The sequence below is a fragment of the Phytobacter sp. SCO41 genome (assembly GCF_003073275.1).
GTDB classification, from domain to species: Bacteria; Pseudomonadota; Gammaproteobacteria; order Enterobacterales; family Enterobacteriaceae; genus Phytobacter; species Phytobacter diazotrophicus.
Window position 1 is genome coordinate 5,137,519 of record NZ_CP027225.1, and the last position, 13,168, is coordinate 5,150,686.

Here is a 13,168-nt window from a genome sequence, read left to right on the forward strand (position 1 = left end):
GAACAAAAGGTGCGACGCTATTACAGTAAGGCCCTGCTTTAGAACGTCTCCCAACCCGCATCATGGCCTGCAGCCGCAGACACAGGGGACATTTTAAGAGGACGTTTAGGGGCTTTGGCCGCAGCCGCCGCTGTTTGTACCCCAGGTAAACGGAATACATCAACCAGTTGTTGCAGCTTGACCGCCTGATCTTCCAGACTTCCCGCAGCAGCAGACGATTCCTGAACCAGAGCGGCGTTCTGCTGTGTTGTCGTGTCCATTTCAGACATGGCCTGAGCAATCTGCGCAATACCCCGATTTTGCTCGTCAGACGCTGCGGCAATTTCCTGCATCAAATCTTTAACCTGGGTAACGGAGTGAACAATCCCACTCATACTTTCACCCGCCAGATCGACCTGTTTTGCGCCTTCTTCTACAAAATGAACTGACTCGCCGATGAGCGCTTCAATCTCTTTTGCAGCCTGTGAGCTGCGCTGAGCTAGTGAACGAACCTCTCCGGCAACAACGGCAAACCCGCGCCCCTGGTCGCCCGCACGCGCAGCCTCAACGGCGGCATTGAGCGCCAGAATATTGGTCTGGAACGCGATACCGTTAATAACGGTGGTAATTTCAGAGATGCGGCGTGAGCTTTCGATAATATCTTTCATCCGGCTCACGGCATTACCCACAACAATACCACCCTGACTCGCCGTATCGGACGCGGTAACAGCCAGCAAACTCGCCTGTTGGGCGTTTTGCGCGTTCTGTTTTACCGTCGAGCTCAGCTCTTCCATACTGGCCGCAGTTTCAACAACGGCGGCAGATTGTTGTTCAGTACGCGCTGACAGCTCATCATTGCCTAAAGAAATTTCATTTGCCGCAGTATTTACCGAAGCAGAAGCATTTCTCACCATACTGAGGGATTCCGCCACCCGCTCAACGAGATGGTTAAATGCCGTGATGGCATGGCCAATTTCATCCTGGCGGCCGGCCGGCAGATTTTTGCTCAGATCAAGGTCTTCACTGATCTGCACCATGCCATCTCTCATGGCATTTAAACGGCGACGAATATTTAAAACCGTAAGCAGACCAAACAGCCCAAGAAGAATGGTGGCAGCCAGCGTTGCGCTCACTGATAAAATCAGAGCTTTGCTAATAAGCGATTTACTGGCCGCATTCGCCTGTACAACTAAAGAGGTGTTGTAGTCAATCTGATCATTAAAATCAGCAAGTAATGCAGCAATTTTTTCTGCGATTAATCCGCCTTTTTGCATGCTTTGGATAATCGCCTTGCGGTCATTCGATTCTGATATTTTAAAATATTGGTCCATTGCTCCGCGGAACGCCTGTAAATCCGCCAGTGTTTTATTGCTCAGTTCTACGTCACGCGGGTCAGAAGCTAATTCTTTAAGATAGTATTGATGTTTTGCAAGGAGCTCATCATAAATTTTGTTGGCATTTTGTTTAATGACATCCATTTGCGCCTGGTCTTCGGTTAAACCATGCAAATAAAGTTGCGAACGAACACCTGTAGCCTGAATCATTTCCTTATTCATTGTCGTCAGGCTGGGAAGAATATTTTCCTGGAAATAATTAGTGTCCTCACTAATTTTTGATAAAGAAATCATTGCAATGATATTCGTGCCAATCAAGCTAATGATAAGTAGAGAAAAAGCGAGTAATAACCGTTTGGTGATGTTCATCATACCTCTCCAATTTAACTTTAGTATCTTTGATATATCATGATGAATAACCACCATGAGGGAGAGTCCTTTCACACTTCGGTTTTATTTATCGGAACGCTTTATTAAAACTTTAGCGTTAAGTTAACTTTTACTTTACGAATTGAAAAAAAGATGTGAAAACTCTCACACAAGTGAAAGCTTAAGAAATCTTAATATACGTGGGGGATAAAAATAAAAGACGTTCGATTTTAATTTATAAACCAATAAAAAATATGATTAAGAATTAAACAGTTACGATTAAAACGTGAGTTTAGAAAAATAATATGAATAATAAAACATACAAACAACATCAGGATCACTGCTCCCATTTATAAATGGGAGCAATGCAGTTTACGTTACTGCGGGCATTTATAAACCTGACCGGTCATTTCGCTGGCTGTCGGCACGAAGCTGGACATAAAGCCTTGTGTCGGGCTGGAGACGCTGAACAGCACGTTGCCGCCCATTTGCGCAGCCTGGTTACGCAGGTCGTTAGCCGCACCGCGCATTGAACCACCCTCTTCGCCATGCTGGCCAGAAAGCCAGTTGCTTTGTTTACCCGTTGCGGTACCCAGATACTGACAGTTTGCTGCAGGTTTATCTTCTACGAAGCGAACATTCTGCCCGCCCGAAGAAAGCTCATTACCGGCGCTACAGCCTGCCAGTAACAACGTTGCGCCGACAATCCCTGCTAAATATTTAACGTGCATGTTATTCCCCACAATCAATGAGCTGGACGTCTTGCGTCCGTGTCTGAATCTTATACTAAAAAGATGACCAAAAGAAAAACCCCCGGCCATTTCTGCCCGGGGGTTTCTCATTTTTAGCGAGATGCTTATTTAATCGAATAGTTCAGGTTGCAGGCAGGCGGCAAGTCCATTCATCCCCGGGAGCTTACATAAGTAAGTGACTGGGGTGAATGAGCGCAGCCAACGCACCTGCGGCTTGAAGTATGAAGATTAAATTACATCATGCCGCCCATACCGCCCATGCCACCCATACCACCAGCAGCACCTAAGTCAGGCGCGTCGCCTTTCGGCAGGTCGGTCACCATGCACTCGGTGGTGATCATCAGGCCGGCTACAGATGCCGCGTACTGCAGCGCAGAACGGGTCACTTTAGTCGGATCCAGGATACCCATCTCGATCATGTTGCCGTATTCTTCGGTAGATGCGTTGTAACCGTAGTTACCGTCGCCCGCTTTCACGGTGTTAGCCACAACAGACGGCTCTTCACCGCAGTTCAGCACGATCTGACGCAGCGGAGCTTCCATTGCGCGCAGCGCAACTTTGATACCCACGTTCTGGTCTTCGTTCTGACCTTTCAGGCCAGCGATTTTGCTTGCTACGCGGATCAGCGCAACACCACCACCCGCAACCACGCCTTCTTCTACCGCAGCACGGGTCGCGTGCAGGGCATCTTCAACACGTGCTTTTTTCTCTTTCATTTCAACTTCGGTAGCAGCACCGACTTTGATAACCGCAACGCCGCCAGCCAGTTTGGCTACGCGCTCTTGCAGTTTTTCACGGTCGTAATCGGAAGTCGCTTCTTCGATCTGCTGACGAATCTGACCAACACGGCCCTGAATTGCCGCTTCGTCGCCCACGCCATCAATGATGGTAGTGGTGTCTTTGTTGATCACAACGCGTTTCGCCTGGCCCAGGTCTTCCAGCGTCGCTTTTTCCAGCTCCATACCGATCTCTTCGGAGATCACGGTACCGCCAGTCAGGGTAGCGATGTCCTGCAGCATAGCTTTACGGCGGTCACCGAAGCCCGGTGCTTTAACCGCAGCCACTTTCACGATGCCACGCATGGTGTTGACCACCAGAGTCGCCAGCGCTTCGCCTTCAACGTCTTCTGCGATGATAACCAGCGGTTTGCCTGCTTTCGCAACGGCTTCCAGAACCGGCAGCATTTCGCGGATGTTGGAGATTTTCTTGTCAGCCAGCAGGATGAACGGGCTTTCCAGTTCTACTGCGCCAGTTTCCGGCTTGTTGATGAAGTAAGGAGACAGGTAACCGCGGTCAAACTGCATACCTTCAACCACGTCCAGTTCGTCCTGCAGACCGGTACCGTCTTCAACGGTGATCACGCCTTCTTTACCGACTTTGTCCATCGCTTCTGCGATCAGTTTACCTACGGTTTCGTCGGAGTTAGCGGAGATAGTACCAACCTGAGCAATCGCTTTAGAGTCAGAGCACGGTACGGACAGTGCTTTCAGCTCTTCAACAGCGGCCAGAACGGCTTTGTCGATACCGCGTTTCAGGTCCATCGGGTTCATGCCCGCAGCCACAGCTTTCAGGCCTTCGGTGATGATAGCCTGCGCCAGTACGGTAGCGGTGGTGGTACCGTCGCCTGCAGCGTCGTTCGCTTTAGAGGCAACTTCTTTCACCATCTGAGCACCCATGTTTTCGAACTTGTCTTCCAGTTCGATTTCACGTGCTACAGAAACACCATCTTTAGTGATGGTCGGCGCGCCGAAGGATTTATCCAGCACTACGTTACGGCCTTTCGGGCCCAGGGTCACTTTAACTGCGTCTGCCAGTACGTTTACGCCGCGCAGCATTTTCACACGAGCGTCGTTACCGAATTTTACGTCTTTAGCTGCCATTTTAATCTTTCCCTTAAATTCGTATGTTCAGTGTCGTTCGCGGATTACGCTTCAACAATTGCCAGAATGTCGCTTTCGGACATGATCAACACTTCTTCATTGTCGATCTTCTCAGCTTTAACACCGTAACCATCATTGAAAATCACGATGTCGCCCACTTTCACGTCCAGTGGCTGCACTGTACCGTTTTCCAGGATGCGGCCCTTACCGACAGCGATGATTTCGCCACGAGTTGATTTGCCTGCTGCAGAACCGGTCAGAACGATGCCGCCAGCGGATTTAGATTCAACTTCTTTACGTTTGACGATCACACGATCATGTAACGGACGAATACTCATTGATAGCTCTCCTTTGAGAAAGTCATTATCAGTTATGGGTGACGCCGGCCCGCAATCGGTTCTCCGGCTGGTGACCAGAGAGATGGGGATGGGTTTTTCCCCCTTCAAGGGGGGACTTTAAAAAAAATTCGCACAAAGCCCCAGGCCGGCAAGAAAAGGGAAAACGCAATCCGTGAGAAGAGGCAGGCGCACCAACAGCCATAAGTAAAATTGATTGTGATAGCATTATCCCACTTTACTTTGCGATGACGTGCGGGATACGGGCCATGAGTGGACTGAAACAGGAGCTGGGGCTGGCTCAGGGAATTGGGTTACTTTCAACATCGTTACTGGGCACAGGGGTTTTTGCCGTTCCGGCGCTGGCTGCGCTGGCGGCAGGTGACAGCAGCCTGTGGGCCTGGCCCGTGCTCATTCTGCTGGTCTTTCCGGTCGCTATCGTCTTCGCCGTTCTTGGTCGTCAGTTTCCCAGCGCGGGCGGCGTTGCCCACTTTGTCGGCATGGCGTTTGGCTCACGACTGGAGCGCGTCACCGGCTGGTTATTTCTGTCAGTGATCCCGGTAGGGTTGCCCGCGGCACTGCATATCGCCGCCGGTTTCTGGCAGGGTATGTTTGGCTGGCAGGGCGCGCAACTGCTGATAGCCGAGCTTGCCACCCTGGCATTTATCTGGCTCATCGGGACGCGCGGTGCGGGTTCCAGCGCTAACCTGCAATCCATCATTGCCGGGCTTATCGTTGCATTGATCATCGCCATCTGGTGGCGTGGTGGGCTCTCCTTTAGCGCCCTGTCTTTTCCGGCACCGGCCGAGGTTCCCCTCTCCGGCATGACCGCCTCGCTGGCGGTGATGTTCTGGTGCTTCGTCGGCCTGGAAGCCTTTGCCCATCTGGCCTCGGAGTTTAAGCATCCTGAACGCGACTTCCCCCACGCACTGATGATTGGCCTGATTCTGGCTGGCTCAGTCTACTGGGCCTGTACCGTGGTGGTGCTGCATTTCCCGCTCTGGCATAGCGCAGGAGCCGCGGCGTCTTTACCGATCATCGTCGTTGAGCTGTTCGGCAAGCAGGCGCAGTGGATTGCCTGCATCATCGGTTATCTGGCCTGTTTTGCCAGTCTCAATATCTATATTCAGAGCTTCGCCCGGCTGGTGTGGTCGCAGGCACAATACAAGCCGCAAAGCCCGCTGGCGCGTTTGTCCTCCCGACAAATCCCGCTTAACGCGCTGAATGCCGTCCTGATTTGCTGCGTTATCTGTACGCTGGGTATCTACGCATTTGCCATTAATCTCGACACGCTCATCATTTATGCCAACGGCATTTTCATTCTGATTTATTTGCTGTGCATGCTGGCAGGGTGCCGCCTGTTGAAAGGGCGTTATAAAGTGCTGGCCTGGGTGGGCAGCATTCTGTGCTTACTGCTGCTGGCCATTCCTGGCTGGAAGAGTCTGTATGCGATTGTGATGCTGGCAGGTCTGTGGGCATTTTTACCCAGGCGCGGCGTGGCGGTTCAGCGGTCGTAAACCCGGAAGACGGCTTCGCCTTCCGGGCTACAAAATGTTTAGCGATCGTCTTTGTTATCCAGGCGGTCGCGCTGATCATCTTTGCGCTGGTACTCCCCTTCAAACGTATTACCAGGCCCGGTGCTAAAGCCGCCGCCCGGCATACGGGAAAAACGTAAATGCGGCATCAGCTTAAGCGTCAGATGTTTTTGTACCGGCGGCAACAGCAGCAGTAAGCCGAGGAAATCGGTAAAGAACCCCGGCAGCACCAGCAGTAAACCTGCAATAATCAGCGACACGCTTTTAATCATCTCGGCCGCCGGGCTTTCCCCTGTCGCCAGCTTTTGCTGCATCAACAGAAAGTTTTTGAAGCCCTGATTACGCACCAGAGACATCCCGATAACCGAAGTAAAAATGACCAGGATAAGCGTCATCAGCACGCCAAACACGTGCGCCACCTGAATGAAAATCGATATCTCGATGTAGACGTATAAAAAAACAGCAATCAGCGGTATCCAGCGCACTGGTTTCTCCTCAGTGGACAGACGCCACTGGCGCCTGTCGGTAAATTTTTGCGATTCGCATACTTACTGAGATGGTGACAACTGCCGGAAAATTCAATTTTCCGCGGAAACTATTTTTTCCAGCGCTGCGATAGCGGTGATTCATTTCACAGATTAATGATTCTGATAAAGCGGCTAAGATAATAAGTGATCCAGATTACGGCTTTTCGCTCGGATCAGCATATGATCGCAGATATCTGGCCGATTAAGGGGATAATCGTCGGCCCGAAATCACACATAACCACATATATACTGTGTGTTTGGTGTATTCATTCGTAGCTTGATAAAGAAGGTTCACATGTTAAACAACATTCGTATCGAAGAAGATTTGTTGGGCACAAGGGAAGTTCCAGCGGATGCCTATTATGGTGTGCATACTCTTAGAGCGATTGAGAACTTCTACATTAGTAACAGCAAAATCAGCGACATCCCGGAGTTTGTCCGGGGAATGGTAATGGTGAAAAAAGCGGCTGCTCTGGCCAACAAGGAGCTGCAAACCATTCCTAAGAGCATTGCGAACACCATCGTGGCGGCATGTGATGAAGTCCTGAATAACGGCAAATGCATGGACCAGTTCCCGGTCGACGTCTATCAGGGCGGCGCAGGGACATCAGTAAACATGAACACCAACGAAGTACTGGCCAACATCGGTCTGGAGCTCATGGGCCACCAGAAAGGCGAATACCAGTACCTCAACCCGAACGACCACGTCAATAAATGCCAGTCCACCAACGACGCCTACCCGACCGGTTTTCGTATCGCGGTGTATACCTCCATCCTCAAGCTGGTCGATGCCATCACTCAGTTAGGTGAAGGTTTTGAACACAAAGCGGATGAGTTCCGTGACATCCTGAAAATGGGCCGTACACAGTTGCAGGACGCCGTTCCGATGACGCTGGGACAAGAGTTCCACGCCTTCAACGTACTGCTGAATGAAGAGACGAAAAACCTGCTGCGCACCTCTGAGCTGCTGCTGGAAGTGAACCTCGGCGCAACGGCTATCGGCACACGTCTGAACACCCCGGATGGCTACCAGCAACTGGCGGTGCAAAAACTGGCGGAAGTGAGCAACCTGCCTGTAGTACCGGCAGAAGACCTGATTGAAGCAACCTCCGACTGCGGTGCTTACGTGATGGTACACAGCGCGCTGAAACGCCTGGCCGTCAAAATGTCCAAAATCTGTAATGACCTGCGACTGCTCTCTTCGGGTCCACGTGCGGGTCTGAACGAAATCAACCTGCCGGAACTGCAGGCAGGCTCGTCCATCATGCCGGCTAAAGTGAACCCGGTCGTGCCGGAAGTGGTGAACCAGGTGTGCTTCAAAGTCATCGGTAACGACACCACCGTAACCATGGCGTCCGAAGCGGGCCAGTTACAGTTGAACGTGATGGAGCCGGTGATTGGCCAGGCCATGTTTGAGTCCATCCACATTCTGACCAACGCCTGCTACAACCTGCTGGAAAAATGCGTCAGCGGTATCACGGCTAACAAGTCTGTGTGCGAAGGCTATGTCTATAACTCGATTGGTATTGTGACCTACCTCAACCCGTTTATTGGCCACCATAACGGTGACATCGTCGGCAAAATCTGTGCCGAAACGGGCAAGAGTGTGCGCGAGGTCGTGCTGGAGCGCGGTCTGCTGACGGAAGCGGAGCTGGATGATATTTTCTCCGCACAGAACCTGATGCATCCGGCCTATAAGGCGAAGCGTTATACCGATGAAAGCGAACAGTAACACTGACGGCTAAAGCCACAAGGCACGTCAGCTCTGACGTGCCTTTTTTTTAGCCTGCAGTAAAAAAAATCATTCTCATTTCATCAACAAGGAAGGCAATTATGTTTGCTGCAGAACTTGTACTCGTCCTGCTTGCTATTTACCTGGGGGCCAGACTCGGCGGTATCGGCATCGGTTTTGCCGGTGGTTTCGGGGTGCTTGTACTGACACTCTTTTTTCAAATCAAACCCGGCGCTATACCCTTCGATGTGATTGAAATCATCATGGCGGTCATCGCCTCTATTGCCGCGATGCAGGTGGCAGGGGGCATGGATTACCTGGTGAGTATTGCGGAGCGTATGCTGCGCCGTCATCCGAAATACATTACTTTTCTCGCCCCGCTGGTCACCTGGTTTATGACCATCCTGGCGGGTACCGGTCATACGGCGTTTTCTACGCTGCCGGTCATTACCGAAGTGGCGAAAGAGCAAGGGATTCGTCCTTCCCGACCACTTTCCATTGCCGTCGTGGCTTCGCAAATCGCTATTACCGCCTCCCCCATCTCTGCGGCTGTCGTCTTTTTTGCCGGCATTCTGGAACCGCTCGGTGTGAGTTATCTGACGCTGCTGGCGGTCTGTATTCCTGTTACGCTGATTGCCGTTATGCTGACGGCTATTGTGTGTAACTTCCTCGGCGCTGAGTTGAAAGATGATCCGGTTTACCAGGAGCGTCTGGCAAGAGGGGAAATCAAACTGCGCGGCAGTAAAGTTTTCGAGATGAAGCCGCATGCCAAACGTTCCGTGCTGCTGTTCCTGGTTGGGATTATCGCCGTCATGCTGTACGCCACGGCAATCAGTCCGAACGTAGGTCTTATCACGAACCCGGTATTGCCACGTAACGAAGCGATTGTGGTGTTCATGTTAACCATCGCCACGCTGATTTGCCTGACCTGTAAAATCAACACGGGCGACATTCTCAACGCCAGCACCTTTAAATCGGGTATGAGCGCCTGTATTTGCGTCCTGGGCGTGGCCTGGCTGGGCGATACCTTTGTGAAAAACCACATTCAGGATATCCAGACTGTGGCCGGCAACCTGCTCAACAGCTACCCGTGGCTGCTGGCAGTGGTGCTGTTTTTCGCCTCTACGCTGCTTTACTCTCAGGCAGCAACCGCGAAAGCGCTGATGCCTGCGGCACTGATGCTGGGTGTCAGCCCGCTGACCGCCGTGGCATCGTTTGCTGCGGTATCCGCATTGTTTGTCCTGCCAACCTACCCAACGCTGCTTGCGGCTGTGGAAATGGACGATACGGGTTCAACGCGTATCGGCAAATATGTGTTTAACCATGCCTTTTTAGTTCCGGGCGTTATCGCCATCACCCTGTGCGTGATACTCGGTTTCGTAATTGGCGGTATTCTGTTGTAAAAGTGGTTAAAAACGGGCCGTACTGCGGCCCGTTTTTCGTGTGCGTGATATAGTCCCCTTTTCGCTGCGAAGAGGTTAACGATGAACACGCCTGATACTGTTGTTGTGCTCTGTACCGCCCCGGATGAAGCGACGGCCCAGGAGCTGGCCGCCAAAGCGCTGGCCGATAAGCTGGCTGCCTGCGTGACCCTCCTCCCCGGCGCCACCTCTATGTACTACTGGGAGGGGAAGCTGGAACAGGAATATGAAGTACAGTTGTTGCTCAAAACTGACGTTGCACACCTTGAAGATCTCTTCGCCTGCATAAAATCGCATCACCCTTATCAGACCCCAGAATTACTCGCTATACCGGTTACTCACGGAGATTTTGATTACCTCTCATGGCTCAACGCATCCTTACGCTGATTCTGCTGTTATGCAGCACACCGGCCCTTGCCGGGTTATTTGACGCCCCCGGACGGTCCAGTTTTGTTCCGGCCGATCAGGCCTTTATGTTTGATTTCCAGCAACAGGAAAATGAACTCAAGCTGAACTGGCAGGTGAAAGAGGGCTATTACCTCTATCGCCAGCAAATCAAACTCACTGCGCAGCAAGCGGCGATCACCCCGCCACAACTGCCTTTCGGCGAGCCGCATAACGATGAGTTTTATGGCAAGAGCGAGATTTATCGCCAACAGTTGCACCTGCCGGTGACCATCACCGAGGCGGCCAAAGGCGCGACCCTGACGGTGATCTACCAGGGCTGTGCGGACGCCGGGTTCTGTTACCCGCCGGAAACCAAAGTGATTCCGTTGAGTGAGGTGAAAGCCACTGCCCAATCCATCCCCCCTCGCCCCTCCGGGGAGAGGGCCGTGGTGAGGGGCAATGACGATACGGCTCCAGCCGCGCTGCCCTTCTCCGCCCTCTGGGCGCTGCTGATTGGCATTGGCGTGGCCTTCACCCCCTGCGTCTTACCGATGTACCCGCTGATCTCAGGCATCGTGCTGGGGGGCAAACAACGCCTTTCAACGCCCCGCGCGCTGCTGCTGGCATTTATCTATGTGCAGGGCATGGCGCTGAACTATACCGCGCTGGGCCTGGTCGTGGCGGCCGCCGGTCTCCAGTTCCAGGCTGCACTCCAGCATCCGTATGTGCTGATTGGCCTGTCGGTGGTTTTTCTTGTACTGGCGCTGTCGATGTTTGGCCTGTTCACCCTGCAATTGCCCTCCTCGCTGCAAACCCGCTTAACGCTGATGAGCAACCGCCAACAAGGTGGTTCCGCAGGCGGTGTGTTCGCTATGGGGGCGATTGCCGGGCTGATTTGTTCCCCTTGCACCACGGCGCCGCTGAGCGCCATCCTGCTCTATATCGCCCAAAGCGGTAATCTGTGGCTTGGCGGCGGCACGCTGTATCTGTATGCCCTGGGGATGGGATTGCCGCTGATTCTGGTTACCGTCTTTGGCAACCGCCTGCTGCCGAAAAGCGGCCCGTGGATGGCGCAGGTCAAAATCGCCTTTGGCTTTGTGATCCTGGCGTTACCCGTTTTCCTGCTCGAGCGAGTATTGGGCGATAACTGGGGTTTACGCTTATGGTCGCTGCTCGGCGTCGCCTTTTTCGCCTGGGCCTTTATTGCCAGCCTCGGCGCAACCCGCCCGGTGATGCGCATTGTGCAAATCGTCCTGTTAGGTGCGGCGCTGGTTTGCGCTCGTCCCTTGCAGGACTGGGCCTTTGGTCAGCCAGCGGCGCAAAACCAGGCACACCTGCCATTTACTACCATCAAAACCGTGGATGACCTTAATCAGGCGCTGGCACAGGCCAAAGGTCGCCCGGTGATGCTGGATCTTTACGCCGACTGGTGCGTGGCATGCAAAGAGTTTGAGAAGTACACCTTTAGCGATACGCGGGTTCAGGCAGCATTAAAAAATTCCGTGTTATTACAGGCGGATGTCACCGCCAATAACGCACAGGATCAAGCGCTACTGCACCATTTACAGGTTCTGGGCTTACCCACCATTGTGTTTTTTGATGCGCAAGGCCACGAGCAACCGGCACAGCGGGTCACGGGGTTTATGGATGCGCCTGCCTTTACGACACATTTGCGCAATCACACACCGTAAACAACACTTGGTTGGGGACGCAGGCTTCTGACAACGGAGGAACTTACCGTGCAACGTGAAGATGTTTTAAGCCAGACACTTCAATTATTTGAATTAAGAGGGATTGCTGACACCACGCCGGAAATGGTCGCGGAACGTATTGACTACCCGTTAGAGGAGTTTTTGCGTTTCTGGCCGGATAAAGAAGCGCTGTTTTATGATGCGCTACGCTATCTCAGCCAGCAGGTTGATATCTGGCGCAGGCAGTTATTACTCGATGAAGAGCTGACAAAAGAGCAAAAATTGCTGGCGCGTTATGGGGCGTTGACGGATTGCGTTAGTAACAATCGCTATCCGGGCTGCCTGTTTATCGCCGCCTGCACCTTTTACCCCGACCCGGACCATCCGATACACCAACTGGCGGATCAGCAAAAGCAGGCGGCCTTCGACTTCACCCATGACCTGTTAACCCAACTGGAAGTGGACGACCCGACAATGGTCGCGAAACAGATGGAGCTGGTGCTGGAGGGTTGTCTAAGCAGGATGCTGGTCAATCGCAGCCAGACTGACGTCGATACCGCCCGACAGCTCGCAGAAGATATTCTTCGTTTTGCATGTTGTCGCACGGGCGGTGCATTAACCTGATCAGTGCATAAACCCGGTCCAGGCGGAAATCAGCAGGCAGAGCGCCATCGCCCGTTGAAACCAAATCAGCGATGCCGCGCTGCGAAAGAGCCGGTTTACCGCTTTGCCCAGTAGTGTCCACGCGCCCAGGCAGAGCACCGAAATGAGCAGGAAGCTCAGTGACAAAAATGACACTTCGCGCACGGGATGCGCGCCGTTCGGGGCAAACAGACTGACCACGGCCAGCGCCATCATCCAGGTTTTGGGGTTGATTAGCTGCAACATGGCCGCCGCTTTGCCGCTAAAGGGTTCACCACTCTTCTCGTTCAGATCCGCTGCCGGGGCGGTAAAGAGCTGCCAGCTCATCCAGCTTAGCCACAATGCACCGGCCCAACTCATCCCCTCACGTAGCAACGGATACCCTCGCAGTATCTCTCCTGCCCCCGCCCCGGAGATAAACACAATAAGGCTTGCTGCCACACATGCCCCGAATACCGCAGGTAGCGTGGCCCTGATGCCATAGCGTTGACTGCTGGCAAGGATCAGAATATTGGTCGGGCCGGGCGTTATCGACGCCACAAAGGCAAACAACATAAATGGCAGGTAGCTGTAGAGCATGTTCA

Annotated in this window: 12 protein-coding genes; 6 read left to right on the top strand and 6 right to left on the bottom strand. The window is 52.8% G+C overall.

Annotation, left to right across the window (positions count from 1 at the left end):
• Positions 1-38 precede the first annotated feature (38 nt).
• The 4 genes from C5523_RS24980 to C5523_RS24995 all read right to left on the bottom strand — a co-directional run bounded on the left by C5523_RS24980 (position 39) and on the right by C5523_RS24995 (position 4,652).
• On the bottom strand, positions 39-1,685 hold the full coding sequence (locus C5523_RS24980; RefSeq protein WP_304596173.1) for a methyl-accepting chemotaxis protein: 1,647 nt from the start codon (positions 1,683-1,685) through the stop codon (positions 39-41).
• 374 nt (positions 1,686-2,059) lie between these two features.
• Positions 2,060-2,413 (bottom strand): DUF4156 domain-containing protein, encoded by a 354-nt coding sequence (locus C5523_RS24985; RefSeq protein WP_039077845.1) that lies wholly within the window; start codon positions 2,411-2,413, stop codon positions 2,060-2,062.
• A gap of 254 nt (positions 2,414-2,667) precedes the next feature.
• Complete coding sequence (gene groL / locus C5523_RS24990; RefSeq protein ID WP_071194324.1) at positions 2,668-4,314, bottom strand: chaperonin GroEL; 1,647 nt, start codon at positions 4,312-4,314, stop codon at positions 2,668-2,670.
• Positions 4,315-4,358: 44 nt separating this feature from the next.
• Positions 4,359-4,652, bottom strand: a complete 294-nt coding sequence (locus tag C5523_RS24995) for a co-chaperone GroES (RefSeq protein WP_007372708.1) — start codon at positions 4,650-4,652, stop codon at positions 4,359-4,361.
• A 266-nt stretch (positions 4,653-4,918) separates the two neighbouring features.
• On the opposite strand from C5523_RS24995, the gene yjeH reads away from it, so the two are divergent.
• On the top strand, positions 4,919-6,166 hold the full coding sequence (gene yjeH / locus C5523_RS25000; protein WP_108702177.1) for an L-methionine/branched-chain amino acid transporter: 1,248 nt from the start codon (positions 4,919-4,921) through the stop codon (positions 6,164-6,166).
• Positions 6,167-6,204: 38 nt separating this feature from the next.
• Here the strand turns inward: yjeH and C5523_RS25005 are convergent, their stop codons facing one another.
• On the bottom strand, positions 6,205-6,669 hold the full coding sequence (locus C5523_RS25005) for an FxsA family protein (RefSeq protein WP_039077848.1): 465 nt from the start codon (positions 6,667-6,669) through the stop codon (positions 6,205-6,207).
• A 337-nt stretch (positions 6,670-7,006) separates the two neighbouring features.
• On the opposite strand from C5523_RS25005, the gene aspA reads away from it, so the two are divergent.
• The 5 genes from aspA to C5523_RS25030 all read left to right on the top strand — a co-directional run bounded on the left by aspA (position 7,007) and on the right by C5523_RS25030 (position 12,566).
• A complete protein-coding gene (gene aspA, locus C5523_RS25010; RefSeq protein ID WP_039077849.1) occupies positions 7,007-8,443 on the top strand; it encodes an aspartate ammonia-lyase in 1,437 nt (478 codons plus the stop codon).
• Between the two features lie 101 nt (positions 8,444-8,544).
• Positions 8,545-9,846 carry an anaerobic C4-dicarboxylate transporter gene (locus C5523_RS25015; protein ID WP_039077850.1) on the top strand — a complete coding sequence of 434 codons (1,302 nt, stop codon included), beginning with the start codon at positions 8,545-8,547 and terminating at the stop codon, positions 9,844-9,846.
• Between the two features lie 81 nt (positions 9,847-9,927).
• The gene (cutA, locus tag C5523_RS25020) at positions 9,928-10,251 is read left to right on the top strand and encodes a divalent cation tolerance protein CutA (RefSeq protein WP_039077851.1); all 324 of its coding nucleotides are present in this window, start codon (positions 9,928-9,930) and stop codon (positions 10,249-10,251) included.
• Positions 10,227-11,942 (top strand): protein-disulfide reductase DsbD, encoded by a 1,716-nt coding sequence (locus tag C5523_RS25025; protein WP_108702178.1) that lies wholly within the window; start codon positions 10,227-10,229, stop codon positions 11,940-11,942. The genes cutA and C5523_RS25025 overlap by 25 nt, the downstream gene beginning before the upstream one ends.
• Before the next feature lie 48 nt (positions 11,943-11,990).
• The gene (locus tag C5523_RS25030; RefSeq protein WP_039077853.1) at positions 11,991-12,566 is read left to right on the top strand and encodes a transcriptional regulator; all 576 of its coding nucleotides are present in this window, start codon (positions 11,991-11,993) and stop codon (positions 12,564-12,566) included.
• Here the strand turns inward: C5523_RS25030 and C5523_RS25035 are convergent, their stop codons facing one another.
• Entirely contained in the window at positions 12,567-13,163 is a 597-nt protein-coding gene (locus C5523_RS25035; RefSeq protein WP_172960935.1) for a LysE family translocator, read from the bottom strand.
• Positions 13,164-13,168: the final 5 nt, after the last annotated feature.

Excerpts from the sequence above, each read along its gene's own strand:
- C5523_RS24980 (WP_304596173.1), bottom strand. The coding sequence starts at position 1,685 with ATGATGAACATCACCAAACGGTTATTACTCGCTTTTTCTCTACTTATC.
- C5523_RS24985 (WP_039077845.1), bottom strand. The coding sequence starts at position 2,413 with ATGCACGTTAAATATTTAGCAGGGATTGTCGGCGCAACGTTGTTACTG.
- groL (WP_071194324.1), bottom strand. The coding sequence starts at position 4,314 with ATGGCAGCTAAAGACGTAAAATTCGGTAACGACGCTCGTGTGAAAATG.
- C5523_RS24995 (WP_007372708.1), bottom strand. The coding sequence starts at position 4,652 with ATGAGTATTCGTCCGTTACATGATCGTGTGATCGTCAAACGTAAAGAA.
- yjeH (WP_108702177.1), top strand. The coding sequence starts at position 4,919 with ATGAGTGGACTGAAACAGGAGCTGGGGCTGGCTCAGGGAATTGGGTTA.
- aspA (WP_039077849.1), top strand. The coding sequence starts at position 7,007 with ATGTTAAACAACATTCGTATCGAAGAAGATTTGTTGGGCACAAGGGAA.
- C5523_RS25015 (WP_039077850.1), top strand. The coding sequence starts at position 8,545 with ATGTTTGCTGCAGAACTTGTACTCGTCCTGCTTGCTATTTACCTGGGG.
- cutA (WP_039077851.1), top strand. The coding sequence starts at position 9,928 with ATGAACACGCCTGATACTGTTGTTGTGCTCTGTACCGCCCCGGATGAA.
- C5523_RS25025 (WP_108702178.1), top strand. The coding sequence starts at position 10,227 with ATGGCTCAACGCATCCTTACGCTGATTCTGCTGTTATGCAGCACACCG.
- C5523_RS25035 (WP_172960935.1), bottom strand. The coding sequence starts at position 13,163 with ATGCTCTACAGCTACCTGCCATTTATGTTGTTTGCCTTTGTGGCGTCG.